At 68.9% G+C, this 26091-nt stretch carries 27 protein-coding genes and 1 pseudogene; 14 read left to right on the top strand and 14 right to left on the bottom strand.

The window, feature by feature from the left end:
- Positions 1-170 precede the first annotated feature (170 nt).
- On the top strand, positions 171-752 hold the full coding sequence (locus tag BS329_RS01520; RefSeq protein ID WP_076154983.1) for a hypothetical protein: 582 nt from the start codon (positions 171-173) through the stop codon (positions 750-752).
- A gap of 286 nt (positions 753-1038) precedes the next feature.
- Here BS329_RS01520 and shbA read toward each other — a convergent pair whose 3' ends face one another.
- Positions 1039-2217, bottom strand: coding sequence for an RNA polymerase sigma factor ShbA (shbA, locus tag BS329_RS45100; RefSeq protein ID WP_279628120.1), 1179 nt, complete (start codon positions 2215-2217; stop codon positions 1039-1041).
- 189 nt (positions 2218-2406) lie between these two features.
- On the opposite strand from shbA, the gene BS329_RS01510 reads away from it, so the two are divergent.
- Entirely contained in the window at positions 2407-2658 is a 252-nt protein-coding gene (locus tag BS329_RS01510; RefSeq protein WP_076154981.1) for a WhiB family transcriptional regulator, read from the top strand.
- A 97-nt stretch (positions 2659-2755) separates the two neighbouring features.
- Here the strand turns inward: BS329_RS01510 and BS329_RS01505 are convergent, their stop codons facing one another.
- Positions 2756-4282 carry an MDR family MFS transporter gene (locus BS329_RS01505; protein WP_076155123.1) on the bottom strand — a complete coding sequence of 509 codons (1527 nt, stop codon included), beginning with the start codon at positions 4280-4282 and terminating at the stop codon, positions 2756-2758.
- Positions 4283-4370: 88 nt separating this feature from the next.
- Complete coding sequence (locus tag BS329_RS01500) at positions 4371-4997, bottom strand: TetR/AcrR family transcriptional regulator (RefSeq protein ID WP_076154979.1); 627 nt, start codon at positions 4995-4997, stop codon at positions 4371-4373.
- 100 nt (positions 4998-5097) lie between these two features.
- On the opposite strand from BS329_RS01500, the gene dprE2 reads away from it, so the two are divergent.
- Positions 5098-5841 (top strand): decaprenylphospho-beta-D-erythro-pentofuranosid-2-ulose 2-reductase, encoded by a 744-nt coding sequence (dprE2, locus tag BS329_RS01495; RefSeq protein WP_076154978.1) that lies wholly within the window; start codon positions 5098-5100, stop codon positions 5839-5841.
- Positions 5842-6015: 174 nt separating this feature from the next.
- Positions 6016-7203: an LCP family protein gene (locus BS329_RS01490; protein ID WP_076154976.1), complete on the top strand. Its 1188-nt coding sequence runs from the start codon at positions 6016-6018 to the stop codon at positions 7201-7203.
- A gap of 246 nt (positions 7204-7449) precedes the next feature.
- On the opposite strand, the gene BS329_RS01485 is transcribed toward BS329_RS01490, so the two are convergent.
- The 7 genes and pseudogenes from BS329_RS01485 to BS329_RS01455 all read right to left on the bottom strand — a co-directional run.
- Positions 7450-8619 (bottom strand): acyl-CoA dehydrogenase family protein, encoded by a 1170-nt coding sequence (locus BS329_RS01485; RefSeq protein ID WP_076154974.1) that lies wholly within the window; start codon positions 8617-8619, stop codon positions 7450-7452.
- Position 8620: 1 nt separating this feature from the next.
- On the bottom strand, positions 8621-9550 hold the full coding sequence (locus tag BS329_RS01480) for a 3-hydroxyacyl-CoA dehydrogenase NAD-binding domain-containing protein (protein WP_076154973.1): 930 nt from the start codon (positions 9548-9550) through the stop codon (positions 8621-8623).
- Positions 9547-10293, bottom strand: a complete 747-nt coding sequence (locus tag BS329_RS01475; RefSeq protein WP_076154971.1) for an acetoacetate decarboxylase — start codon at positions 10291-10293, stop codon at positions 9547-9549. Before BS329_RS01475 ends, BS329_RS01480 begins: the two co-directional genes overlap by 4 nt.
- 1 nt (position 10294) lies before the next feature.
- Positions 10295-11062 (bottom strand): crotonase/enoyl-CoA hydratase family protein, encoded by a 768-nt coding sequence (locus tag BS329_RS01470; RefSeq protein ID WP_076154969.1) that lies wholly within the window; start codon positions 11060-11062, stop codon positions 10295-10297.
- 9 nt (positions 11063-11071) lie between these two features.
- The gene (locus BS329_RS01465) at positions 11072-12229 is read right to left on the bottom strand and encodes a CaiB/BaiF CoA transferase family protein (RefSeq protein ID WP_076154968.1); all 1158 of its coding nucleotides are present in this window, start codon (positions 12227-12229) and stop codon (positions 11072-11074) included.
- Positions 12230-12447: 218 nt separating this feature from the next.
- Positions 12448-13356 carry a LysR family transcriptional regulator gene (locus BS329_RS01460; protein ID WP_076154966.1) on the bottom strand — a complete coding sequence of 303 codons (909 nt, stop codon included), beginning with the start codon at positions 13354-13356 and terminating at the stop codon, positions 12448-12450.
- Positions 13357-13360: 4 nt separating this feature from the next.
- A pseudogene (locus tag BS329_RS01455) lies at positions 13361-13564 on the bottom strand (two-component sensor histidine kinase); the annotation flags it as partial.
- A 102-nt stretch (positions 13565-13666) separates the two neighbouring features.
- Here BS329_RS01455 and BS329_RS01445 point away from each other — a divergent pair.
- Both BS329_RS01445 and BS329_RS01440 read left to right on the top strand, forming a co-directional pair.
- Positions 13667-14248, top strand: coding sequence for a TetR/AcrR family transcriptional regulator (locus tag BS329_RS01445; RefSeq protein WP_076154963.1), 582 nt, complete (start codon positions 13667-13669; stop codon positions 14246-14248).
- A gap of 35 nt (positions 14249-14283) precedes the next feature.
- Positions 14284-14703 (top strand): winged helix-turn-helix transcriptional regulator, encoded by a 420-nt coding sequence (locus BS329_RS01440; protein WP_076154961.1) that lies wholly within the window; start codon positions 14284-14286, stop codon positions 14701-14703.
- A 19-nt stretch (positions 14704-14722) separates the two neighbouring features.
- On the opposite strand, the gene BS329_RS01435 is transcribed toward BS329_RS01440, so the two are convergent.
- Positions 14723-15373 carry a response regulator transcription factor gene (locus BS329_RS01435; protein ID WP_076154960.1) on the bottom strand — a complete coding sequence of 217 codons (651 nt, stop codon included), beginning with the start codon at positions 15371-15373 and terminating at the stop codon, positions 14723-14725.
- A complete protein-coding gene (locus BS329_RS01430; protein ID WP_076154958.1) occupies positions 15370-16578 on the bottom strand; it encodes a sensor histidine kinase in 1209 nt (402 codons plus the stop codon). Before BS329_RS01430 ends, BS329_RS01435 begins: the two co-directional genes overlap by 4 nt.
- A gap of 115 nt (positions 16579-16693) precedes the next feature.
- Here BS329_RS01430 and BS329_RS01425 point away from each other — a divergent pair, with 115 nt between their 5' ends.
- Together BS329_RS01425 and BS329_RS01420 are read left to right on the top strand one after the other, a co-directional pair.
- Positions 16694-18154 (top strand): ArnT family glycosyltransferase, encoded by a 1461-nt coding sequence (locus BS329_RS01425; RefSeq protein WP_076154956.1) that lies wholly within the window; start codon positions 16694-16696, stop codon positions 18152-18154.
- A gap of 2 nt (positions 18155-18156) precedes the next feature.
- The gene (locus BS329_RS01420; protein WP_076154955.1) at positions 18157-18810 is read left to right on the top strand and encodes a GOLPH3/VPS74 family protein; all 654 of its coding nucleotides are present in this window, start codon (positions 18157-18159) and stop codon (positions 18808-18810) included.
- On the opposite strand, the gene BS329_RS01415 is transcribed toward BS329_RS01420, so the two are convergent.
- Complete coding sequence (locus BS329_RS01415) at positions 18793-19413, bottom strand: TetR/AcrR family transcriptional regulator (protein ID WP_076154953.1); 621 nt, start codon at positions 19411-19413, stop codon at positions 18793-18795. The genes BS329_RS01420 and BS329_RS01415 overlap by 18 nt on opposite strands.
- Before the next feature lie 55 nt (positions 19414-19468).
- Between BS329_RS01415 and BS329_RS01410 the strand changes: the two genes are divergently transcribed.
- From BS329_RS01410 to BS329_RS01385, 6 genes are all read left to right on the top strand, one after another.
- The gene (locus tag BS329_RS01410; protein WP_076154952.1) at positions 19469-20011 is read left to right on the top strand and encodes a PH domain-containing protein; all 543 of its coding nucleotides are present in this window, start codon (positions 19469-19471) and stop codon (positions 20009-20011) included.
- The gene (locus BS329_RS01405) at positions 20008-21513 is read left to right on the top strand and encodes a PH domain-containing protein (RefSeq protein WP_076154950.1); all 1506 of its coding nucleotides are present in this window, start codon (positions 20008-20010) and stop codon (positions 21511-21513) included. Before BS329_RS01410 ends, BS329_RS01405 begins: the two co-directional genes overlap by 4 nt.
- 364 nt (positions 21514-21877) lie before the next feature.
- Complete coding sequence (locus BS329_RS01400) at positions 21878-22639, top strand: isocitrate lyase/PEP mutase family protein (protein WP_076154949.1); 762 nt, start codon at positions 21878-21880, stop codon at positions 22637-22639.
- A gap of 169 nt (positions 22640-22808) precedes the next feature.
- Positions 22809-23096, top strand: a complete 288-nt coding sequence (locus BS329_RS01395) for a hypothetical protein (RefSeq protein WP_143252787.1) — start codon at positions 22809-22811, stop codon at positions 23094-23096.
- A 125-nt stretch (positions 23097-23221) separates the two neighbouring features.
- Complete coding sequence (locus BS329_RS01390) at positions 23222-24235, top strand: aminotransferase class V-fold PLP-dependent enzyme (RefSeq protein ID WP_076154945.1); 1014 nt, start codon at positions 23222-23224, stop codon at positions 24233-24235.
- Positions 24236-24323: 88 nt separating this feature from the next.
- Positions 24324-24944, top strand: a complete 621-nt coding sequence (locus BS329_RS01385; RefSeq protein WP_076154944.1) for a hypothetical protein — start codon at positions 24324-24326, stop codon at positions 24942-24944.
- Positions 24945-25047: 103 nt separating this feature from the next.
- Here the strand turns inward: BS329_RS01385 and BS329_RS01380 are convergent, their stop codons facing one another.
- Positions 25048-25986, bottom strand: coding sequence for a ferritin-like domain-containing protein (locus BS329_RS01380; RefSeq protein WP_076154942.1), 939 nt, complete (start codon positions 25984-25986; stop codon positions 25048-25050).
- Positions 25987-26091: the final 105 nt, after the last annotated feature.

The following is a 26091-nucleotide window of genomic DNA, read 5'->3' as shown; positions in this document are numbered from 1 at the left end:
CGCCACCTGTCCGCACCCCGTTACGCCGCCCCGGGGCCGTGCCTCGAACGTTACGAGTTCGAGCACGGGGCGTCCGTTCTGAGTCAGATGACGCAGACCTCGGCCGTTCCGCCGTGTCAGGGTCCTCCCGCCGGCGGGGAACACCAGCCGGCGGAGAGGGGAAAAAGGACATGTGCGCTGCCCACAAGACATCGGCCGGACTCCTGGGTGCGGCGGGAATCGCCCTGGTCGCGATGGTGCTGGCCGGTTGCGCGCCGGACCCGGCACCGCAGGCCGCCCCGGCGGCGCCTTCGCCGTCCGTCGCGGATTCCGCCGCCGCGGTGACCTGGATGAACGGATTCTGCGGCGCGGTCAAGGATTTCGTCGACGGCAACAACAAGATGCCCTCGGCGAGCGGGGAAACCGTTGAGGCCATCAAGAAGAGCACGAGCGATCAGCTCGGGCACTACGCGGCCATTCTGGCCAAGACCGTCGATGATCTCAATGCGCTGCCTGCCTCGCCGGTCCCGGCCGGAGAGGCCGCGAAGCAAGACTTTCTCGGGAAGTACACCTCGGCACGTGACAAGACCGTGAAGGCGAAGACCGGCCTGGACGCGGCGGGGAAGAACGACACGGCGGCGCAAGGTCGTGCGGTCGAGGGACTCATCGCCGCCCAGAAGGACACGCACAGCGCACTCGATCCGGTCGCGGCCGTTCTCGGGGCTCCCGAGCTGAAAACGGCCGCGGCGACCGCGGAACGCTGCCGCCCTTGAGCCGTGAGTGGTAAGGACGGTTCTGGTGGATCCGTACTCGCCTCCCCGCTCGACTGTGCCGGGCCCAAGCTTCGAGACCGGCGCGACCTCGTGGGGCCGGCTCAGGGAGGCGAATGCCGGTCCGCTCCCACCGTCCTCACCACTCGCGACTCACTCGGCCGAAGCGGTGAGCGCGGCCATCCCGGGTGTCGCGAAAGCCACTTTCGCGACGTCTGGTGTCCCGAAAGTGGCTTTCGCGACACGGCCACGGGGGAGTTGGCGAGGAGACCTCAGCAGTCCCTGCCCCTCACGGGTTTTCCATGAGGATCTTGCGGAGTCGCGTCAAAGCCCGGTGCTGGGCGACGCGCACCGCGCCCGCCGTCGAACCGACGGACTTCGCGGTTTCCTCCGCCGACAAACCGACGACGATGCGCAGGACGACGATCTCGCGTTGTCTGTCCGGCAGGATCCGCAGCAACTCGCCCATCCGGTCGCTCAATTCATTGTGCAGCACGTGTTGTTCCGGGCCCGCCGAATCCGAGACCCCGTCGGGGACTTCGGCGACGGGGTCGGAGCGGTTGCGGGCGGCGGCACGGCGGGCGTCGGCGACCTTGTGCTGGGCGATGCCGTAGACGAAGGCGAGGAACGGGCGGCCTCGTTCGTGGTAGGTGGGCAGTGCGCGGAGGATCGCCACGCAGACCTCTTGCGCGACGTCGTCCGCCGAGGCGTATGTCCGTTCCTGTCGGCCGATCCGCGCCCGGCAGTACTTGATCACGAGCGGGCGGATGGTGGTCAGCAGATGGTCCAGCGCCCGGCGGTCACCTTGTCCGGCGGCCGCGACGGGTGCGTCGAGCGAGTACCAGTGGGCGGGAGTCACCTGTTCGGGCTCTGCCTTCGCCGGTGCGCCCGGCTCCACCAGGGCGAGTTCCCGGACCATCGCGCGGTTCTTGATCCGGGACAGGGTGTCTTCGACGTCGAGCCCCACCCTCAGCGCGTCGACGAAGGCTTCGTTGGCGTTGTCCAGGCGGCCGACGAACTCGGGGTCGTCCTCCTCCAGTCTGCCGCGCGCGTGGCGCAACGTCGCGCTGACCGCCTCGTCCGCGATCCCGAGCACCCCGGAGATCTCCCGCGACGTGAAACCGTCCAGCGCCCAGGCCATGCCGAGTTGCTGGCGTTTCGGCAGCCTCCCCAGCATCGTCAGGACGGACGACGCCTCGTCGGCGAGAACCGTGAGTTTGTCCTCCCTGCCCGCGTCGGTGAAGGCCCAGTCCGCCCGGACGGCGGTCTGCTCCTTCGCTCGCCGGTGCCCGACGCGGCGGACCCAGATTTTCGGCTGGGTGATGGTCCGCCAGTCTTCGTAGGCGTTGAGCATCGCCTCCGCCGCCGCGTCCCGCGCCGGGTCGAGTGCGAACCCCGCCTTGCACAGGAAGCCGGTGAGCAGCGGAAATTCGGCGTGGAAGAACTCGTCGAACTTGTCGTGGCCCATCACCCGCACTCACCGCTCTCAATCGCCTGACGCGAATGCCCTCTCCAGAACAGGTGCAGTGAGCCGGCCGCTGAGTGTAACGATTCGGTCAAGGTGATGTTTGAGCCACCGCCGTGCGTGGTTAACCAGGTGCGAGCGGAAGTCGTTTGACGCGGAAGGGAAAATCGAAGAAAAGGAGGTGATAGGAAAATGGAAACGAGGATGGTGAGCGCCCTGAGCGAGGCCGCTTGCCGAGGTGAGGATCCCGAACTGTTCTTCCCGGTCACCGAAACCGGTCCCGGCGCACGGCAGGCTGCCAGGGCGAAGGCCGTTTGCGCACGCTGCCCGGTCACTTCGGCCTGCCTGGCCTACGCGCTGGACAACGGACTGGCCCATGGCGTTTTCGGCGGGCTGACCGGCAGTGAACGGCGCCGTCCGATTCGCGTCGGTAATGCCGCCTGAAACCACTCGAACGCGCGACTGAATTTGCCCCGGTGGTTTTCGCGCGCGAAAAAGAGGGGCCCGGTTCGGCGAACCGGGCCCCTCGCTTCGTGGTGGGTCAGGCGACCGCGTCGGCCGCGGTCTCCTCGGCCAGCCGCTCGTTACCCGACTGGGTCTTCAGCGGCTTGTGCTTGAGGAAGGCGACGGCGACGATCACCAGCAGCGCGATCGGCGCGCTGATCAGGAACAACTCGCTGGTCGCCTCGCCGTAGGCCTCGCGGACGACGTTCGCGACCGGCTCGGGCAGCGTGGCGATGTTCGGCACCGCGCCACCGCCTTCGCCGCCACCGGGCAGCGGTCCGAGCTTCTCGCTCATCAGCGCGACGACCCGGTTCGCGAGCACCGCGCCCAGCGCGCTCACGCCGATCGAGCCGCCGAGACTGCGGAAGAACGACAGCGTGGAGGTCGCCGTGCCGAGATCCTGCGCGTCGACGTCGTTCTGCGCCACCAGGACCAGGTTCTGCATCAGCATGCCGACGCCGACCCCGAGGACCACCATGTACGCGCCGAGCACGACGAGGTTCGTGTTCGCGTCGAGCGTGCCCAGCAGGGCCAGGCCCACGGTCATCAAGGCCGAGCCGAGCAACAGGTGGCTCTTCCACTTGCCGGTCCGGCTGATCAGCTGGCCCGAGATCGTGGAGGAGACGAGGAGGCCGAAGATCATCGGCAGGCTCAGCAGCCCGGCCACCGTCGGCGACTTGCCGAGCGACAGCTGGAAGTACTGCGACAGGAACACCGTCCCGCCGAACATCGCGACACCGACGAGGAAGCTCGCGAGGGTGGTCAGCGTGACCGTGCGATTGCGGAACAGGCCGAGCGGCAGGATCGGCTCGGCCACCTTCGACTCGACGTAGACGGCGAGGGCGAGGATGACCACGCCCGCGCCCACCAGGCCCGCCGTCCACCACGAGCCCCACGCGAACTGGTGCCCGGCCAGCGACGACCAGACCAGCAGTGTCGAGACACCCGCCATGATCAGGAACGCGCCGAGGTAGTCGACCTTCACGTCACGCCGGATCGTCGGCAGGTTCAGGGTGCGTTGCAGCAGCAGGATCGCCGCGACCGCGAACGGGACGCCGAGGAAGAAGCACCAGCGCCAGCCGAGCCACGAGGTGTCCACCATGACGCCGCCGATCAGCGGGCCCGCGATGGTCCCGACGGCGAACACGGCGCCGAAGATCCCCGAGTACTTCCCGAGTTCACGCGGCGAGACGATGGCCGCCATGATCACCTGTGCGAGCGCGGTGAGCCCGCCCGCGCCGATGCCCTGCGCGACCCGGCTGGCGATCAGGAGTTCGATGTTCCCGGCGAACCCGGCGACCAGCGAGCCGACCACGAACAGCCCGAGCGAGAGCTGGATCAGCAGTTTCTTGTTGTACAGGTCGGAAAGTTTGCCCCAGAGCGGAACCGTCGCGGTCATCGCGAGCAGTTCGGTGGTGACCACCCAGGTGTAGGACGACTGGGAGCCGCCGAGTTCGGAAACGATACGCGGCAAGGCGTTCGCGACCACCGTCGAGGCGAGGATGGCCACGAACATGCCCATCATCAGCCCCGACATGGCTTCGAGAACCTGTTTACGGCCCATCGTGCCCGGTGCGGCGTCCGGTTCTCGTGGTTCGGTCATGGATACGGACATGGCTGTCCCCCTTCGTGTTTCTGTGATGCCGGGCGCGTCAGCGCGCGCGGCCGCCGGGCTCCGGGAGCCCGGCGAGAAGCATTTCGACGGCTTCGTCCAGCAGGTCGAGCGCGGACATCCGGCCGTCGTGCTGGTACCAGAGGAGGAGTGCGGCGTTGACCGCGCCGCCGAGCGCGGACAGCAGCAACGTCGGGTAGAGATCCGCCTTGGAATCCACCCCGACGCGCTGCGCGATTGCCTCGATCGTCGGCGCGATGGTGTCGTGGTTCATGGCCACCGCGCGCGAATGCAGGGTGGGGTTCTCGTGGATCGCTTTCATCCGGCCGAGCCACTCTTCACGGTTCTCGTCGATGTGGACGATTTCCTCTTTCAACGCGTCGATGAGAGCGCGCGGAGCACTGACTTCCTTCGGTGTGGCAAGGAACTTTTCGATGATGCGCCGCGATTGCTCGGCGGTGTCGGCGTGCGCGATGACGACGGCGTCCTCTTTGGACGCGAAGTAGTTGAAGAAGGTACGCGGCGAGACCCCCGCCGCCGCGCTGATGTCCTCGACCGTCACCTGATCCAGACCGCGTTCGGCGACGAGCCGGACGGCGGTGGTCGCCAGCGCGCGATGGGTTTCCAGCCGCTTGCGCTCGCGGAGACCGAGGATGGGTTCGGACATGAGCACCACGATACGCACAAAGATGCAGAGACTGCAAAATTGCAGTTTGTGAACCGTGCCACTCGCAGGCGGGCAGATCCCGCCTGGCAGACTGCGGCGGGTGAGCGGAACGGTGCTGGTACTGGGCGGGCGCAGCGAGATCGGCCTCGCGGTCGCGGAGCGGCTCGCCAGAGGCGGGGCACGCGAGATCGTGCTGGCCGCGCGGCGGAGTGCGGACCTCGGCGCCGAATCGGAGCGAGTGCTGGCGGCGGGCGCGGAGAAGGTCGCCGCGGTCGAGTTCGACGCCGACGACCTCGCCGGGCACGGTCCGTTTCTGGAGAAGGTCGTCGCGGAGCACGGGCCGCTGGACGTCGTCGTCACCGCTTTCGGGATCCTCGGCGACCAGGCGCGTGCCGAAACGGACGCCGGCCACGCCGTCGCGATCGTGCACACGGACTATGTGGCTCATGTGAGTGTGCTGACTCAGGTGGCCACTGTGCTTCGTGAGCAAGGAAACGGGAGCCTGGTGGTGTTCTCGTCGGTCGCCGGGGTGCGGGTCCGGCGGGCGAACTACGTCTACGGATCGGCCAAGGCGGGCCTCGACGGCTTCGCGAGCGGATTGGCCGACGCCCTGCACGGCACCGGGGTGCACCTCCTGCTCGTCCGGCCCGGTTTCGTGATCGGCCGGATGACCGAGGGCATGTCTCCGGCGCCGTTCTCGAGCACGCCCGATCAGGTCGCCGACGCGACGGTCGCCGCGCTCCGGAAACGCCGGGACACGGTGTGGGTGCCGGGACTGCTGAGGCTGGTGTTCGCCGTGATGCGTGTGGTGCCACGGGCGATCTGGCGCCGGCTGCCCCGCTAGGAAGCGCAGCGCGGTCGGTCCGGCACTGGGTGTCGCGACGGGTTGTCTGCTTGCTCACTTCCGCTGGTCCGAACGGGCTTTAAGACCCGTTCATGACGAGTTTCTCAGGTAATTCCCAGCTAACGCGGTGATCCTCGATTGCGGGGGATCATTCACGGAAGCGGGGAGAAGGTCGTGCTGCTCACGTCGCGAGGACGGCGGATCGGCGGCCGCGTCGCACTGGGCCTGGTGTCGACAGCCGTACTGGGGATCACGGGGTACGCGTGGACCCAGTTGAGCCGTTTGGACGACGGGATCGTCACGGCCGACGTGATCGCGCCCTCCGCCCAGGTTCCCCACGGCCCGGCGGGTGAACCGCTGAAGGTGGCGCAGAACATCCTGCTCGTCGGCATCGACTCCCGCACCGACACCAACGGTAACCCGTTGCCGCAGAACGTCCTCGACACGTTGCACGCCGGCGCCGGCGATGACGGCGGCGACACCACCGACACGATGATCGTCGTCCACATCCCGGTGGGCGGGGCCGCGGCGAGCGCCGTCTCCATCCCGCGCGATTCCTATGTGGACATCGCGGGCGGCTTCGGCAAACACAAGATCAACTCGGCGTACAGCCGTGGCAAGAACGCCGCGATGAACTCGCTGCGCGCCCAGGGCCTGACCGGCGCGCAGCTCGAGGTCAAGGCCAACGAAGCGGGCGCCAAACTCACGATCCAGACGATCGAGCAGTTCACCGGCCTGTCCATCAACCACTACGCCGCCGTCAACCTCGCCGGGTTCTCCGCACTGAGCGAAGCCATCGGCGGGGTCGAGGTCTGCCTCAAGGAACCGGTGCAGGACAAGCGCTCCGGGGCCTCGTTCCCCGCCGGGAAGCAGCTGCTTTCCGGACCGCAGGCGCTCGCGTTCGTGCGGCAACGGCACGGGCTGCCCAGCGACCTCGACCGCATCGCGCGGCAGCAGGCGTTCCTTTCGAGTATGGCCAAGACCATGCTGGACGCCGGGACGTTCACCGACCCCACGAGGCTGAGCGCGCTGGTCGGCGCCGTCCAGGGTTCGGTCGTGCTCGACCGCGGCTGGGATGTGGTGAGCTTCGCGCAGCAGCTGCGGGGGATGAGTTCGGGTGCGCTGAAGTTCCAGACCATCCCGGTACAGAGCCTTTCCCTGCCGACGCCGTCCGACGGCGACGCGGTGAAGGTGGACCCCGCCGAGGTGAAGGCGTTCGTGGAGTCCGCGCTGACGTCGACGAACGTCGCCGCGGTGGGAGAGCCGACCGGCGGGATCGGGATCAAGCCGGTCGCGGCCACTTCCTCTGTCGCCGCTCCGCCTTCGCCGACGCCTTCCGCGCCGCCCGGCTGCGTGAACTGAGGAGTATGTGCCTGGCCGTCCGCAAGTAGTCCTCTACTTGCGGTCGGCCGGAGCCGCAAGTAGAGGACTACTTGCGGCTCAAGCGTCGACGGCAAGAACTTCAGTGACGACGAGCCGTCGCCGAGATGCTGACGCGGAACAGCCTGGTCGCCGGGGACGTCCGGGACGGGAAGTACCGCTGGCAAGTCCGTGAAGGCCTCCTTCCCTACCTCAAAGTAGGAGAGGAGGCCTTCACGGCAACAGTGCTTATACGAAGGCGCTCTGGCCGGTGATGGCCTTCCCGACGATCAGCGTGTTCATCTCCCGCGTGCCTTCGAACGAGTAGATCGCCTCGGCGTCGGTGAAGAACCGCATGATGTCGTTGTCGAGCACGATCCCGTTGCCGCCGAAGATCTCGCGGCCCCAGGCGACGACCTCACGCATCCGCGACGTCACGAACGCCTTGGCCAGCGACGAGTGCTCGTCCTTGAAGACCCCCGCGTCCTGCAACCGGGCGAGCTGCACGAGCATCCCCCACGAAGCGGTGATGTTGCCGAGGCTCTTCACCAGCATGTCCTGCACCAGCTGGAACCGTGCGATCGGACGGCCGAACTGCTTGCGCTCCTTGGCGTAGTCCAGCGCGAGTTCGTAGGCGCCGATCATCACGCCCAATCCCTGCCACGCCACGCCGCCGCGGGTCGCGCGCAGGATCTCCGCGACGTCGCGGAACGAGTCGATGCCTTGCAGCCGGTTGGCCTCCGGAACCCGGACGTCGGTCAGCGTGATCTCCGCGTTCTCCACGATCCGGAACGCGAATTTGTTCTCGATCTTCACCGGCACGAACCCTGGGGAGTCCTTCTCGACCACGAAACCCTTGACGTTGTTGTCTTCCTCGTCGCGGGCCCACACGATGACCAGGTCGGCGAAGGTCGCGTTCCCGATCCACTTCTTGGCGCCGTTGAGGATCCAGGTGTCACCATCGCGTCGAGCGGTGGTGCGCATGCCGCCCGCGACGTCGGAGCCGCCGAGCGGCTCGGTCATCGCGAACGCGCCGATCTTGTCCATCGCGGCCATCGACGGGAGCCAGCGGTCACGCTGTTCCTGGTCGCCGCCCGAATAGATGCTGTACATCGCGAGTCCGTTGTGGACACCGAAGAACGTGGCCACCGACGGGTCCGTGCGGGTCATCTCCATCGCCATCATGCCGCTGAGCAGGTGGCTGGTGGCCGGAAGGTGCTCGCCGTAGCCCTCGTAGGGCAGCCCGGCGAGACCTTGTGCGCGGAACTTGCCGACGAGTTCGTGCGGGAACTCGCCCTTCGCCCAGTACTCGTTCACGAGCGGCTTGACCTCGGTGCGCATGAAGTCGCGCGCCTTGAGCAGCAGCTTGCGCTCCTCCTCCGGCAGCAGGGCCTCGTAGTCGTAGAAGTCGGCGGTCATGTCAGTTCTCCTCCGTACGGGCACTGTCCAAAGCGGACAGCACCGCGAGCTGCTTGCGGTCGCGCGCCTCGGCGAGTTCCGAGTACGTGGAGGAGCCGTAAGCGGATTCCACGGCTTCGATGAGCCGTTCCTGTTCTTCCGGGTTCTGCGAGGGCTGGCCGAGGCCCGCCCACATCTTCTTCATCGACTTGCCGATGTGCTCGGCCATGTGCCGATAGCCGCCGGGGCCGCCGCCCAGATGCGAGCCGAGGAACGGCCCGACGGCCGACCAGCGGATGCCGAGCGAGTTCGTCATCACGGCGTCCACTTCGGACGGTGATACGACACCCTGTTCCACCAGGTAGATCGCCTCGCGGCTCAGCGCGTTCTGCAACCGGTTGCCGACGAATCCCGGGATCTCCTTGTGCTCCACCACCGGCGTACGGCCGACGAAGCGGTAGAACTCGACAGCCCGCTCGACCGACTCGGCGCTCGTGCGCTCACCGGGCACGACCTCGACCAGCGGGATCAGGTGCGGCGGGTTGAACGGGTGCCCGATCAGGACACGTGACGCGTCGCCGAGGTCCCCGGCGAACGCCGTTGAGGGGATCGCCGAAGACGAGCTGAGCAGCAGTGCGTGCGAGGGAGCCTCGCGGACCAGCGTCGCGAACAGGTCCTTTTTGAACTCGACGTCCTCAGGACCGTTCTCCTGCACGATATCCGCGTTCCGGACGGCTTCCTTGACGTCCACGGCGAGGTGGACACGAGGGGCGAGGTCCGCGGCGGCCTGGCCGAGGTGCGGGGCGAAGGCCTCCAGCGCGCCGGTGACAGCGTCGGCGAGGTCCGGCCGAGGGTCCGAGACCCGGACGTCCATCCCGTGCGAGGCGAACAACGCCGTCCACGAAAGGCCGATGGTTCCCGCGCCGATCACCGCGGCAGTGCGAAAAGTCATGACCGTGCTCCCTTCAAGTAGTCGAAGACCGGCTTGACCGGGGCGAGCGTCAGGTCGGTGAGGATGTGGCTCGCCGAAACGACCTTCAGCACCGGGAGATCGGCCAGCGGGGCCAGGACGTGCTGGAACAGTTGCAGCCGTGCCGGCCCGGTCCACGCTTCCTTGACGACCACGTCGGTGATCTCGGTGCGGACCAGTTCGAAGACCCGCGGCGAACCGTCGTAGTCCGGGATGGTCTTGAGCATGAACGTCGGCACGGTGATCTGCGCTTCGGCTTCGCGGGCGTCCAGCCGATGGTGCTTGTAGCCCATGGTCGCGGTCGCGACCCGCTGGCTGCCGTAGTCGAGCGTCCCGACGAGCGCGCCGTTCTCGGCGAACAACTCCGGTGAGCCGATCGTCTTCGGGTAGGCGCTGATCTCGCGGCCGGACGCGGTGGCCGGGAAGTTGTCGAGGTACATCGCGTGCAGGTACTCGCCGCGCTCGCCCTCGAAGCTCACCGGGATCGCCTGGCCGGACTCGGTGTACGGCCCGTAACCGCTGACGTCGCCCATCTTCATCACCTCGAACCGCACGAGTGGCTCGTCGATTTCCAGGGGCTCCGGGACGACGGCGCGCAGGGCGTCGGCGTCGGTGCGGTAGACGATGTTGAGGTACTCGCGGTTCGTGAACCGGGGCACCACCGGCGCGTACGCCGGATTGGTGAGCGGGGTGGTCACGTGCCGGAGGACTTCTTGCTGCTTCATGTCACTCACCTGTCCACTGTGGAGTCCGACGCTCGGCGAAGGCCCGCATGCCCTCGCGGACGTCGGCCGACTTCATCAGCGCCGGCAGTTCCGAACGCTGGGTGGCAAACGCTTGCGCGTCCGGGACGCCGTCGGCGGCGCGGACGATCTTCTTGACCAGTGCCAGCGCGAGGGGCGCGTTGGCGGCGATCTGTTCGGCGAGTTGCAGTGCGACGGCGGCGGCCTCACCGGTCGGGACGACGCGGTTCACCAGGCCGAGGTTTCCGGCGCGTTCGGCGCTGATCGGCTCGCCGGTGAGCAGGAATTCCATCGCCAGGTGGTGCGGGATCCGCTTCGGCAGCCGGATCACGCCACCGCCGGCGGCGATCAGCCCGCGCTTCACCTCGGGCAGCCCGAACCTCGCGTCTTCGGCGGCGACGATCAGGTCGCAGCCCAGCGCCAGTTCGAAACCGCCGCCCATGGCCCAGCCTTCGACGGCCGCGACCAGCGGCTTCGACAACTCGGCCTCGGTCAGCCCGCCGAAACCGCGGCCGGGGACCTCGGGCGACTCGCCCTTCAACGCGGCCTTGAGGTCCATGCCCGCGCTGAACGAACCGTCCGCGCCGGTCAGGACACCGGCTCGCAGCGCGGGATCGGCTTCCAGGAGGTCGAGTGCTTCGGCCAGGCCTGCCGCGACGGCGGCGTTCACCGCGTTGCGGGCCCGCGGCCGGTCGATCGTGATCAGCAGGGTGCCGCCGACCCGTTCTGTCCTTACTTCTGTGGTGCTCATGTTTCTTCCTCAGCGAGTGGTGGCGAGTTCGCGCAGGACGTCTTCGGTGTCCTGGCCCGGCAGGGGAGCCAGGCGCCGCACGGAACCTGGGGTCGCGGAGAACTTCACCGGGATGCCGATGGTGCGGATCGAGCCCTCGCTCGGGTGCTCGACGACGTCGAGCAGGTGGCCGTCGCGGACGTACTCGTCGTCCTGCGCGGTGTCCAGTTCCAGGACCGGGGCCATCGGGATGCTGTGCTTCGCGCAGACCTCGGTCCACTCTTCGGTGGTCAGTGCCGGGGCGCAGTCGGCGATCATCTCGGCGAGCGCCTCGTGGTCGGCGCCGTCGATGGCGTCGCCGTTGACCCGCGGGTCGACGGCCAGGTCCGGCCGTCCCGCGGCCTGGAAGAAGTCACGGAAGTTCCGCGGGTTGTACGGGATCACGCAGGCCATGCCGTCCTTGGTGTGCACGGCCTTGTGCCCCGGGTTCATCGACGGGCCGAAGCCGGTCGGGCTCTCCGCGGGCTCGAAAACGTGCCCGGCCAGGTGTTCGACGAGGTTGAACGCGATCAGCGTGTCGGTCATCGGGATCTCGACGCGCTGGCCCTCGCCGGTCTTGTCACGGTGCACCAGCGCGGCGAGCACGGTGTAGGCGATGGTCAGGGAAGAGACCTTGTCACCGATGATCGTCGGCAGGTAGACCGGCTTGCCCAGCGCGCGGTTCGCGACGTCGACCAGGCCGGACGCGGCTTGCACGGTCTCGTCGTAGGCGGCGTGGCCCGCGCGGTCGGAGTCGCTGCGGAAGCCCTGCGCGTGGGCGTAGACCAGGCCGGGGTTGCGCGCGGCGACGTCGGCGTAGTTCATGCCGAGCCTGCTCAGCGCGCCCGGTCGCATGTTGGTGATCAGGACGTCGGCGGTGTCGATCAGCTCGAGGGCCCGCTCGCGCTGCTCCTCGTCCTTGAGGTTGAGGGCGACGCTGCGCTTGTTGCGGTTCACGTTCAGGTTGAGCGGGGTCATGCCCGGCGTCGTGCGGAACTTGCCCACGCGCACGGTGTCGGCGGGGGACTCGATCTTGATCACGTCCGCGCCGAGGTCGCCGAGGATCTGCGCGGCGTACGGGCCCATGACCACCGTCGAGAGGTCGATCACGCGAACGCCGTCCAGTGGTCCGGTGGCGGTCTGAGTCATTTGCTTTCCCTTCGCCGTTGTTCGCTCTACCTTCCAAGTTAGGCTCGAATAGCGATAAAGGGAATGATCAAGAAAAGAAGAATGGTGTGACCGGGGTGGTCATACCATTCTTGTGTCCGTTTTGAGCTATGCGCCCAGCGGCTGTGTCGCGAAAGCCACTTTCGCGACATACCGGGTTCGCAGCCGAGGTGAAGGCGTGCGGTGCGGCGTCACCTCGATCAGGTCGAAAGCGGTTCGGCGAAGATCTCGCGGACGCCTTCGATGAGTCCGGCGAGGTCGCCGTCCTCGGCGCGGTCACGGCGCCAGACCAGGGCGGTCTCCAGCCGGGGCCGGAAATCCGCGAACGGCAGGATGGTGGCGCCGTCGACGAGGAAGAGATGCATCGGGCTGGCCGGATCGAGCATGGTGATCGAGAACGACGAACCGTTCGCCACCAATTCCGAGATACCCGAATATTCGGTTCCGCCGACTTTGAGCCTTTTCTTGATGCCCGCGTTCGACAATGTGCGGTCCATGTCGTCCGAATAGGCCGGAATGCTTTCCGAAGCCGACGGGATGTAGGACAGATCACTCAAATCGGTGATGTCCACCGTTTCCCGTCCGGCGAACCGGTCGGCGGGCACGACGGCGCCGAGCTGCTCGACCTGCACCGGGATCAGCTCCAGCGCGGGATCGGTCACCGGCATCCGGACTAGCGACAACGCGAGTTTGCCCTCGTGCACCGCGGCGACCAGATCGGGCGTCGTCCCCGGCCAGCGTTTGAGTTCGAACCGGTCGTGACAGCGTTCTCCGAGCCGTTTGACCCGTTCCCGCAGTGCCGGGTGCACGCCGGCGGGCATCCCGATGAACACGGTGCTCCGCCGCGGCTTCACCGCCTCCTGGAGCCGCCAGGGAATCGCGTTCACCTGGTCGAGGACGTCCCGCGCGATCGGCAGCAGCGCGGAACCCGCCGCGGTGAGCGTCACGTGGTGCGTGCTGCGGTCGAACAGTTTGTGCCCGAGTTCGTGTTCGAGGTCCTTGATGCGCTGGCTCAGCGGGGAGGCGGCCATGTGCAGCTTCCTGGCCGCCTGGGAGAAGTTCAGCTCCTCGGCGACGGCGACGAAATACCGCAGGTGCAACATCTCCACCTGATCACCCTAACCGCAACGCGAGCGTGAACGCGGCTCCACCCATCCGCGTGACCAGGCCGTGGGCCGGCGCGAGCCCGATGCCCGAACCGACCGGACGGCTGTCGCGATACCGCTTGTTCAGCACCCCGCGGTCGCACGCGACCGGGTAATCGTCCGGCGCCAGCCCACCGGCTGGTTCTTCCGGCGCTTCCTCGGCCACTTCATCGGGCGGATGGCCGAGAGCCTCGTGACGCGCGCCTCGCGTGGCGCCCCATAAAGTAGGCGCATGCCAGCCCCACGACGTACGCAGGAGGAACGCAGCGCCGCGATGCGCGTCAGGCTGCTCGACGCCACGATCGACTGTCTCGTCGAGTACGGCTACGCGGGCACCACGACCACTCGCGTCGCGGACCTCGCCGGGGTGACCCGCGGTGCGCAGGTGCACCACTTCCCAACCAAAACCGACCTCGTCACTTCCGCGATCCGGCACCTCGCGGCCAGGCGCACCGAGGTCGCGATGGCCGAGATCGACCGGCTCAAGGCGTCGGCCGACCCGGTCGGGGACGCGTTGCAGCTGATGTGGGAGATGCACCAGGGCCCGGTCTTCTCGGCGACCGTCGAGCTGTGGGTGGCCTCGCGCACCGACCCGGATCTGCGCGCGCAGATGGCGGTGGTCGAGCCGATCGCGACGAGCAGCCTGGTCGAGTTCGGCAAGGCGCTGCTTCCGGACCATTCGGCGCATCCGGAGTTCCTGCACGCGGTGTACACGGCGATGGACGTCGTCCGCGGCATCCTCATCGCCAGCTGGGCGACCCGTGACCAGGCCGAACTGGAGGCGCGCTGGGAGCGCGGCCGCCGTCACCTGATCCTGCTGTTCGAGGCGCTGATGCAGCCCGCTCCCTCTCGCTAGGCATGTTACTCTCCCGGGGAGAGTGAGGAGGTCACGTGCTCGGAAACCCGTACGACCCCGACTGCCCCACCCGCGCGCTGCTCGACCGCATCGGCGACCAGTGGACCGTGCTGATCGTCGGTGTGCTCGGCGACGGCCCGCTCCGGTTCACCGAGATCGGCAAACGCGTGCGCGGCATCTCGCAGAAGGTGCTCACCCAGACGCTCCGCAGCCTCGTCCGCGACGGCATCCTGACGCGCACCGCGTATCCGGAGATCCCGCCGCACGTCGAGTACGAGCTGACCGCGCTCGGCCGCGACCTCGCCGAACCGCTGGAGATGCTCGACCGGTGGGCGCGCGTCCACATGGGCGAGGTCCTCGACGCCCGCAAGAGCCACGACGACGCCAGTCTTTCGCGCGCCGACGGAAACGTTTCGCACGGCGCCGGAGCGCGGGCACCTCGCGTCACCGCTTGAGGCGTCCTCGGGAGACAGCTCAGCGCTTGACCAGACCGGCCTCGTGCGCCAGCAGCCCGGCTTGCGTCCGGTTCGCGCAGTCCAGTTTGACCAGCATCCTCGACACGTAGCTCTTCACCGTCGCCTCGGCCAGATGCAGCTGCGCGGCGATGTCCGCATTGGACAGTCCTTCGCCGAGACAGGCCAGGACATCCTTCTCCCGCTCCGTCAGCCCCTCGGTCTTCCGACGCGCGTCGTCGCCGCGACGCCGTCCGTCGGCCGACATCGCGACCAGTCGTTGCGCGGCCTCGGGGGACAGGACGGTGTGCCCGTCGGCGGCGACGCGGACCAACCCGATGAGGTCCTCGGGCGGCGTCGACTTCACCAGGAACCCGGCCGCGCCCGCCCGCAGCGCGCGGATGACGTAGGTGTCCGCGTCGAACGTCGTCAGCGCGACGACGGCGGGTGGTTCCGGGAGGTTCGCGATCCGTTCGATGGCGGTCAGCCCGTCGACGCCGGGCATCCGCAGGTCCATCAGCACCACCCGCGGCCGGTGCCGGACCACGGCTTCGACCGCCTCGGCGCCGTCCTGCGCCTGCGCCACCACCTCGATGTCGGCCGCGGAACCGAGGATCGTCCGCAGATGCGCGCAGACCATCGGTTCATCGTCGACGACGACCACCCGGATCACGCGTTTCCTTCCGCCGTCGGGACGTAGGCGGGCAGTATCGCACTGACGCGGTACCCGCCGCCCGTCCTCGGGCCCGCGTCGAACCGGCCGCCGATCAGCTCGACGCGTTGCCGCAGCCCGGCCAGCCCCGCGCCGGACCCGCTGCCAGCCAGCGCCGGATCCGGCGTGGCGCCTCGTCGCGTGTTCTCCACGGTGATCTCCAGACCGTCCGCGTGATGGCGGAGTTCGACGGTCGCGGTCGAGCCCGGCGCGTGCTTGCGGACGTTCGTCAGCGCTTCCTGCACGACGCGGTACGCGGTGCGGGCGACGGCCGGGGAGATCCGCCCGGGATCGCCGTGCACGGTCAGTTCGGTCGGGATGCCCACCGACGTCGATTCCGCGACCAGCGTCGCCGGATCGCCCGCCGCGCCGCCGGTGAGGGTGCGCGGCTCGGCGTTCGCGCCGTTGCGCAGCACACCGACGAGATCGCGCAGTTCGTCCAGCGCCAGCGCGCCCTCGCGCCGGATGTCCTCGGCGGAGGTCCGCACCGCCTTGTCGGCCGAGACGACGCCGAGCGCGCCGGCGTGCAGCACCATCAGGCTCAGCCGGTGCGTGACGACGTCGTGCATCTCCTCCGCCAGCTTCCGCCGTTCCTCGGCGCGGGCGCGTTCGGCGAGCAGGTGCTGTTCGCGTTCGGCGCGTTCGGCACGGTCCCGCAGTGAGCGCAGCAGCTGGCGCCGCGCCTCGAAGTACAGCGAAATCGCGGTCGGGAACGCCGTGCTGAGCAGCCCGAACGGAGTGGTGTTCCACTGCGCGTCCCACGGCCGTGACGCGCAGACCACCAGGATCGCGGTCAGCCAGAGCACGGTCCGCCGGTCCATCAGCCGGGCCAGCTGGCTCAGTACCACCGGGGTGATCGTCGGGACGGTCATCAGCGTCAGCTGCCGCTCCGGCACCAGCAGCCCGGGGGAGAACAGGTCCGAGGCGAGCATCAGCAGCGCACCCACCGTGATCAGGCCCCCGACCAGCCGCGGGAACCGGAACAGCAGGATCAGCGAGAGATCGAACAGCACCTGCATGGCGACACCCGCGGCCGGTCCCGCCCACCCCGTCGTCGGTTCGCCGAACACGTACAGCGAGATGTCCAGTCCCGCGAACGCGAGCGCCGCCAGCGTGAGCCACAAGGTGTCGACCGGACCGGGCCGGAACGGCCTGCTTTTCTCCACGCGACGACGGTAACCAGCAGGGGACGAAGCCGCCCGGGATCCGCAACTTTCGTCTATCCGGTCACCCTCCTTACCCGGTTTCCCGACGGTGGCCGCCCGCGGTGGACTGGGGAACATGAGCAACGCGACCCAGACAGTCCAAACAGGACAGGATCGGGAGGCGGTTTTCGCCCGCCTGCCGGTGTTCGCCGTCGCCGCGCTGGCCGGAGCCGCGCTACTGGCCACGAGCGGCCGGTACGCGCACGGTTTCGACGAGCTGTACTTCCTGATGGCGGGCCGGGAGCACCTGGCGTGGGGCTATTTCGACCAGCCGCCGCTGATCCCGGCGCTGGCCGGGGCGATGGACTCGCTGTTCCCCGGTTCGCTGGTGATGCTGCGCCTGCCGATGACGCTGGCCGCGGTGGCGGGGGTGGTCGTCACCGCCCTGATCGCCAGGGAACTGGGCGGTGGACGCGGCGCGCAGGTGCTCGCGGCCGGGTTCTACGCCACGTCCGGGGTGATCATCGTCAGCCACTGGATCGGCACCTACGTCCTCGATCCGTTCCTCTGGACGGTGATCGTCTGGCTGGTCGTCCGCTGGGTCCGTGTCCGCCGTGACGGGCTGCTGGTCTGGGCGGGTGTCGTCACCGCGATCTCGCTGGAGACGAAGTTCCTCATCCCCGCGTTCTGGGGGCTCGCTCTCCTGAGCGCTCTGGTGTTCGGGCCGAGGGAACTCCCGCGGCGCCCGAAATTATGGCTGGGCGCGGGGATCGCCGTCGTCGTCACCGTGCCGACGTTGCTCTGGCAGGCGGGCAACGGCTGGCCGTACCTGGTGATGACCGACGTCGTGGCGGCGGAATTCCCCGGCACGTGGGCCTTTCTGCGTGACGGCTTCCTGACGGCGGGTGTCGGGGCCGGGGTGCTCGCGTTCGTCTACGGCCTCGTCCGGCTGAACTTTTCCCGTGCACTCCGCGGCTATCGCTTCCTGGGGGTGGCGATAGCCGCGCTCATCGTCGCGTTCCTGCTGCCGCACGGGCGTTCCTACTATCTGATGAGCGTCTTCGCGCTGCCGTTCGCCGCCGCGGCGACGGGTTTCGTGCAGCACGTGCCCCGGTGGCGGCTGATCGCCTGGCCCGCGATGGTGCTTTCGGCGGTGATCACCCTCGCCGGCCTGCCGGTCTATCCGGTGGGCATGACGCGGACCAGCCTCGGGCCGATCACCCTCGGCAGTTCCTTCGCCGGTGGAGAACTGCCGCAACAGGAACTGGTCAAGGCGGTCGGCGAGACCTATGCCGCCCTGCCGCCGGAGCAGCGAGCACGCACCGCGGTCTACGCCGAGATCTACCCGTTCGCCGCCGCGACGGAGTTCTACGGCCCGCGGTACGGCATCCAGCACGTCTACAGTGGCCACCGCGGCTACTGGTACTTCGACAGGCCACCGGAGTCCGCGGACAGCGTGTTGTTCCTCGGGTTCGATCCGGGCCTGCTCGAGCCGTACTTCGCCACGGTGACGCCGGTGGTGGAAGGGCTGCTGTGGCGGTATGACGGCAGACGGGGGTCGTGGGACGAAATCTGGCCGAAGCTGGAGAGGCACTGACGATGACCGAACTTTCCCTACCCGCCAAGGCGTATCTGCTCGCCTGCGACGTCGGCAAGGGCAAACTGCGGGACCGGCACCGGGCGGGCCTGCTCGTCAGCGGCGCCGCGATGACCGACCTCGCGCTGCGCGGGCGCGTCGCCGACGAGGACGGCCGGGTCGCGGTTTCGGGCGCCGGGCCGACCGGCGACCTCGTCCTCGACGAACTGCTCACCGAGATCGCGGGGGAGCGCCCCCGCAAGTGGAAATGGTGGGTGCGCAAGGACGCGCGCGGCACCTTGGAGGCGGTGGAGTCCCAGCTCGACGCGGCGGGCGTGATCGAGATGAAGACCGGCCGGACGCTGGGCCTGTTCCCGTCGCGCCACCCGATCGTGCGGGATCCTGCCGTGGTCGACAGGCTGCGTGCCTTGGTCGATCAGGCGTTGCGCGGGCCGGCGCCGTCGTCCGATGTGGACGCGCGCGATGCCGCGCTCACCGCGCTGGTGGCCGCCGTCGAACTCCGTGACGTCATTCCCGGCCGGGACAAACGCCGGTACAAGGACCGGATCGAGGAGCTGACCGAACGGGGCGGGGACGCGGTTCCCGCGTTGCGGAAGCTGTTCCGTGAGCTGCGGGCGATACGGGCGTCGGCGGCGTCCTCATCCGGCGGGAGCTGAGCCGAACAGCCGGTCGAGGTAATAGTCCACAGTGGACATCGCCTCGTCCGGCGTCCGGTGCTTCATCACGATGTTGGTGCCCTGCGAATCCGCGAGCGCCCAGAGGATGGTCGCTTCGTGCATCGCGTCGGCCGACTTGTCGACATCGCCCGCTTCCTGGCCCTGGCGGATCAGCACGGCGAACAGTTCGAACAACTGGGGAACGCCTTCGGTGAGCGCGACCCCGAAGGAGGGATCGGCAATCGAGCGGATGAAGAACGCGACGCCCATCAGCCAGTCGCCGCGGCGGCGTTCGTCGAGCGGCAGGATCTCGGCGATGATCGCGCGCAGGATGGACTTGGGAGTCGAAGGCACTTCACCCGTTTCCAGCCGGGCTTTGAGGCGCTCCTCGTACACCTGCGAGCGGCGTTCGATGGCGAAGAGCAGCATCTCGTCCTTGGTCTTGAAGTAGTGCTGCACCAAGCCCATCGACATGCCCGCTTCGGCGGCGACGTGGCGGAGGCTGACTCCTTCGAGACCGCGCGTGGCTGTCAGCCTCGTCAGCGCCTCGGCGATCTCCGCGCGGCGCGCGGCGTGATCCACCTGCTTCGGCACCTTCACCATCCGTTCCGCCGTTTGCCATGCGATCGCATTGCCACTACTGTCCCACGCTATTACGATGCGATCGCATTGTAAACGACCGTCGGGGGTGAAGTCGGTGGAAGCCGATCGGGGGAAGGTGCGGCTGAGGCCGCCACGGAACGCGTTGGATCAGCGGGTTGTGGGCTGGTGGCGCTTGCAGGGAACACTCTTCTGGGTCTTGCCGGTGCTCGTGCCGGCCCTGCTCGGGCTGCTCATCGAGCCCGCGCGGTTCTGGCTGCTGACACCGGCGGCGGTGTTCGCGGTGCTGGGCGTGGCCTGGGTGATCGCGATGCCGTTGTGGTGGTTCAAGGTGCACCGCTGGGAGGTCACGGAAACCGCGGTGTACACGCGTTCCGGGTTCTTCTGGCAGGAGTGGCGCGTCGCGCCGATGTCGCGGATCCAGACCGTGGACACCCTGCGCGGACCCTTGCAGCAGGTGTTCAAGCTCGCGACCGTCACGGTCACGACGGCGTCCTCGCGGGGCGCGGTCAAGATCAAGGGACTCGACCACGAACTGGCCGCGAGCCTCGCGGAGCAGCTCACCGAAACGACGCAGGCGACGCCGGGGGACGCGACATGACCTCGGGCGAGTTCGAGGGCTGGAGCACGCTCGACAAGCGGACGCTCGCCGTCACCGCGCTGACGTTCGCGGGCGCGGCCGTCAGCGCGGCGATCCCGGTCACGGTCGCGATCGTCGGTGGCGGCGCCAGGTTCTGGGTCGCGCTCGCCTGGGTCGTGGCCGGTGGGGTGGTGCTCGTCGGCGGTGGCGTGCTGATGGAGCTGTTCTACTGGAAGGGGGTGCGGTACCGGGTCACGCCGGACCGGCTGGAGACGGCGTTCACGCTGATCTTCCGGTCGCGGAAGTCCCTGCAACGCGAACGGATCCGCAACGTCGACCTGACGGCGAACCCGGTGCACCGCCTGCTCGGCGTCGCCGTGGTGACCATCGGCACCGGCTCGCACGAGTCGGGCGGGCAGGGCCGGATCAAGCTCAACCCCGTCTCACGCGCCGAGGCCGAGCGGCTGCGCGCGGACCTGCTGCGCCGCGCGGAAATCGCGGAGACCGACGAGGACGCCCCGCTCGCCGAACTGGACCGGAGCTGGATCCGCTACGCGCCGATGTCGTTCCTGACCCCGGCACTCGGCCTCGCCGCCGGCGGCGGGCTCATGCAGGTCTCCGAGTGGATGGGGTTGCAGAAAGGCCTGATCGACTGGGTGATCGGCCTGTTCCGCGGGATTCCGCTGGTGGTGGCGATCCTGATCCTGCTGGCGCTCGCGATGGTCGTCGGCCTGGTCGGCGCGCTGGGCCTGTGGGTGGAGATGTGGTGGAACTACCGGCTCGACCGCGAGCCCGGCGGCACCCTGCGGGTGCGCCGCGGACTGTTCACCACGCGCTCGATCTCGATCGAGGAACGCCGCCTGCGCGGCATCGACCTCGTCGAGCCGCTCGGGAACCGGATCTCCGGCGCGGCACGCGTCGACGCGATCGCCACCGGCATGCGGCAGAGCGACGACAAGGACCAGACCGACTACCACACACTCCTGCCCGCCACGCCGGTCGCGACGGCCAACCGAATCGCCGCCGAAGTGCTGCGCGAACCGATTTCGCCGACCCAAGCCGTCCGGCTCACCGGACATCCCCGCGCCGCGCGGGGACGGCTGCTGCGCTGGTGGGCCGGCTCGGTGGTGGTGCTGCTGGCGATCTTCGCGATCCTCGGCTTCCTGCTAACCGACGTCCTGCTGGTGATCGGCGCCGCGCTCGGTGTCGTGCTGCTGCCGGTTTCGGTGCTGCTGGCGCTGGACGCCTATCGCAACCTCGGGCACGGAATCACCGGCCGGTACCTGGTGGGGCGGCACGGGACCGTACGGCGGAGCACGTTCGCACTGGAACGCGACGGCGTGATCGGCTGGACGGTGAAGCAGTCGGTATTCCAGCGGCGCAAGGGTTTGCTGACCGTCGTCGCGACCACGGCCGCCGGTGGCGGGGCGTATTCGGTTTACGACGCGGGGGAGGAGCAGGGCCTGCTGTTCGCCGAGGAGTCCGTTCCGGAGCTGCTGACGCCGTTCCTGGAACGGGTCTGACCCGCGGTGGTCGTGGGCGCGCCTACCGCGTGAAGGCCCCCTTTCCTCGGCTCAGCCGAGGAAAGGGGGCCTTCACGCGGTTTCCAGGCCTGGCATGTGGGCCTGGGTGGTCGTGAGATGGCGTGTCGCGTCACCCGGCGGACACGCTCGCCTCCCCGCTCAGGGCTCCGCCACCGGTGCCCGCTGGGGACACTCGACGTCCCGATTCCTCCATCGCGAGCCTCACACAGCGACGAGTAACCGCCTGACCTGAAAGATCCCGACTGCGCCGGGACCCTGCGCCTAGGTACAGGAAGGGGGCCTTCCTGTACTTACGCCCGACACGTCGGCCGTCGCCGAAGCGTCCGCTGGCTACCGTCGTGTCATGACCGCCTTCGCCGCACTGCACGTCCCCGGTTCCCCGCTGCTCCTGCCGAACGTCTGGGAGTTCGGCGCGGCCGCCTTCCTGTCCGCGCAAGGCTTCCCCGCGCTCGGCACGACGAGCCTCGGCGTTTCGGCCGCCGAGGGCGAGCCGGACGGCGCCCCGTCCTCGAAGGACGCCACCGTCCGGCTCGCCAGGCGGCTCACCGGGCTGGACGCGCTGATCAGCGTCGACCTCGCCGACGGGTTCAGCGACGACCCCGGCGAGGTGGGGGCACTCGCCGCGGAACTCGCCGAAGCCGGTGTCGCGGGCATCAACCTCGAAGACGCCTTGGGCGACCCGGTGCGGCACGCGGCCAAGATCACGGCGGCGAAGGGACGCGCTCCTGGCCTCTTCGTCAACGCGCGCACCGACACGTACTGGCTGGGAGAACCCGGCATCGAAGCCACGATCGAGCGCTCACTGTCCTATGTGGACGCAGGAGCTGACGGCGTGTTCGTCCCCGGGCTCGCCGGACCCGCCGACGTCGAACGCTTGGTGAAGGCCACCGCGAAACCGCTGAACCTGCTGTTCCTTCCCGGCAAGGTCACCGTCGCGGGGCTGGCCGAACTCGGCGTCGCCCGGATCAGCCTCGGTTCGCTGCCGTACCGGATGGCGCTGGCGGCCACGCTGCGCACGGTGGAGGCCGTCCGCGACGGCGGCGAACTCCCGCTGACCCCGCCCTCCTACAACGACGTCGCGGCCCTGCTCCCGGAAGCTCGTTAGCCTCGGGAGCATGCGGACCTTCGGAGCCGAATTCGCCGTTCCGCCCGGCTACTCAGCCCCATCGGTGTCGCGGTCGGCGGAACCGGACCGCGGCGAAGTAGACCCGATTGTCGGCGTCCGGAGCCGCGTTCGCTCGATACCTTGGTCGTAGCCGGATCCAGGAGGGGCCATGAAAGAGCGCGTATCTCCAGGGCAAGCGCGAGCCAGACTCGCGGCGGAGCGGGCCCGTAACGACCCCACGACGTACACGGCAGATGTGGGAACGCACTACGCCGTGGGATTCGACCGGCTGGACGAGCCGCAGGGGATCACGAACCTCGGCGACGGTCGAGTCCGGTTCACCGCCTACGCCTACACCTACCTCCGCAATGTGACGGGCGATCGGGACAACTCCATCGATGCCAGTGGGCAGATCAAGCTTGGCGGAGATTACTTTCCGGTGATCCGTGAACGGTGAAGTCGGCCGCTCGTCCGGTCCGTGCCGAGCCATAGCCGGTGAAAGCCGCGGCTTCCGGTGATGCGTCGCGATCCCAAGACGAACGAGCGGGAGTGGAGTTGCGGACAGAGTCGAGAACACCTGTCATGGGAAACGGTCAATTCGCCGTCCCGCCCGGATATCTGAACACCCCGAGCATCGGCGTCCCGCCGTCGCACGTGGCCGACGCGGTGGCGGAAGCGGTCGAGCGGTGGCGGCGCGGCGAGGCCCGCCCGGCGGACTTCGACGAGCCCGTCGCGCGGACCCGCGCCGGGTTCGGCGCGATGATCGGGGTCCCGGCGGACCGGGTCGCGGTCGGGGCGTCCGTCTCGCAGCTGATCGCGAACGTGGCGGCCGGGTTGCCTGAGGGCGCCAGCGTGCTGGTCGCGGGGAACGACTTCACCAGCGTCACCTTCCCGTTCGCGGCACAGGCGCACCGCGGGGTGAAGGTCACGGAAGTCCCGCTGGCCGAACTGACCGAACGTCTCGAAGGGCACGACCTCGTCGCGGTCAGCGTCGTCCAGTCGGCGGACGGTGCGCAAGTCGACCTCGACAGGCTCCGCGCCGCGGCCGAGGCGGCGGGCGCGGCCGTCCTGCTCGACGCCACCCAGGCCGCGGGCTGGCAGCCGCTCGACCTCGACTGGGCCGACTGGGTGGTCGCCGCCGGCTACAAATGGCTGCTCGCGCCGCGCGGGGCGGCCTGGCTGGCCGCGCATCCACGGGTGCTGGGGCGGGCGCTGCCGGTGGCCGCGAACTGGTACGCCGGGGAGGAACGCTGGCAGACCGTTTACGGCCTCCCGCTGAGGCTCGCGGAGGGCGCCCGGTCGCTCGACCTGTCCCCGGCCTGGCTCTCGTTCGTCGGTGCCGCCGCCTCACTGGACTACCTCGGGTCCTTGGACCTCGACGCCGTCCGCGCGCACTGCGTGGGGCTCGCCGACTCACTCCTCGAAGCCCTCGGTTCACCCGTTCAGGGGAGCGCGATCGTCTCGCTCGCCGTTGACGCCGACCGAGTGAAGAAAGCGGGCGTCGTGGCCGGTACCCGGGCCGGAAGGCAGCGATTCGGGTTCCATCTCTACAACACGGCTGACGACGTGGAACGGGTGATAAGCACGTTCAGGTGAACCGCCGGACCGGAGTGAACTACCGTATGTTCCCGTGGTTGGTGCGCAATTTACCCCGGGAGTGACGGAAACGGCCCGGCTTCAGCCGGTGCGACCGGCAGGGCCGGGCGGGCCGCCGCCTGCGCCGAAGCCGCCGAGGGACACCAAGACCCTGGCACTGAAAGGTGCCGGACTGGTCGCCATCGCGGTCGTCTCGTGCCTGCTCTGGTGGCTGATCCGGCACGAGCCGGAGACGACCCCGGTCGCGGACACGCCGTCGAAGAACGGCCAGTTCCAGTACACGCTGATCGAGGGCCCGCAGGTCACCTCCGACTGCGCGAGCAAGTCCTACGGCGACACCAAGGCGTTCTTCACCGAGACGCCGTGCACGCGGCTGTCACGGGCGCTGTACACGACCGAGACCGGCGGGAAGAAGGCGCTGGTGTCGGTCGTCCTGGTCACCATGCCCGGCGAGGTCACCGCGACCCAGCTCAAGGCGCTCACCGACAAGGACGGCACGGGCAACGTGTCCGACCTGGTGCGTGACGGCACCTTCAAGGAACAGGGCGTCCCGAAGATCTCCGGGCAGGACGCGGCCTACGACTCCCACGTCACCGGGCCCGACGTGGCCATCGTGCTGGCCGGGTTCTACGACAAGAAGACCGACAAGCCGGTGCTGGAGCGGATCGCGACCGACGCCCTGCGGCTTTCAGGTGACCTGCGCCGCTGAGTTTTGAAGTACATGAAGGGTCCGTGAAGGACTCCTTGAGGGACTCTGGGTCCCTTAAGGAGTCCTTCACGGACCTGCGGGCGCAACCGCCGCGCGAAAAACCTCAGGTCGCTTGACCCGGCATCGCGATCGCCACCGGCGTGGCGCCGAACTCCGCCCGCCAGGCCGTCCCTCGCCGCGCCGAGCCGATCAGCGCGTTCAACGCCGTCGTCCGCAATGCCGCGTCGTCGGTCCGGTCGATCACGCCGAGCCAGGCGGCCGACGCGTCCGATTCGGCCGTCGCGACCAGTTCCATCGCCGTGCCGGCGTCGGTCACCGGCTTCGGCGGCACGTACGCGGCTTCCGGCCCCGTGGGCGTCTGGCCTCCGGCGGAAAGCATGCGCTCGCAGACGTTCCGCCGCTTGACGTGCTCGGCCGCCCCTCGCGTCACGGCGCCGGTGAAGGCGGCCGGCAGGTAGGCACTGACCAACCCGTACACCCAGACCGCCGCGTGTTCGGCCGCCAACGCCTGCTGCACGGCCTCCGCGGTCTCCTGGCCCAGCGGGGCTCCGGCGGGCACTTCGACGGCTCCGGCGTCGTCACCGCGGCCGAGTTTGTCCGAACTCTGCTGCAAGGCCGCGCAGCCCGCCGCGATCGAGGCGACCATCCCGGCGCGGTAGCGGGGCAGCGACGGTACGAGGCCCTCCGCCTGCTTGCGGGCCTGGGAGAGCCGTTCCTTGAGCCCGTCGACCGACGACGGCGGGTCCTCCGCCGGTCCGGCCTGCGTCGGCCTGGGCCGGTTGAGCCGATCCACCTCGGTCTTAAGTGCTGCCGCGTGCGCGGCCCGCGCGGTGGCGACCGACTCGGCTTCGGCGCCGGTCAGCGCCTTCGCGCCCGCCGCGTCGGTCTCGGCCGCGCGCAGCAGCGGTCCCAGCGGATCGGGGCTTTCGTCGTACCCGGGGCCGCAGGCGGCGGCCAGCGGCACGGCCATCGCGGCCAGCGCTCCCCTTCGCAGGAAAGTACGACGGCTCTGCATGGTGGGCTCGGTCGGTCTTCCGGTCACGCCGCCCCATCCTGCCAGTACCCCGTGCGGGGCCGCCGCTCGCGCGTCACGCGAGGGTCACCAGATAAGCTGGTCCACTACCGAACCCGGGATCCACGCCGCCGG

It is taken from the genome of Amycolatopsis coloradensis, assembly GCF_001953865.1.
Lineage (GTDB): Bacteria > Actinomycetota > Actinomycetes > Mycobacteriales > Pseudonocardiaceae > Amycolatopsis > Amycolatopsis coloradensis.
This window is presented reverse-complemented; position numbering and strand designations above follow the sequence as displayed.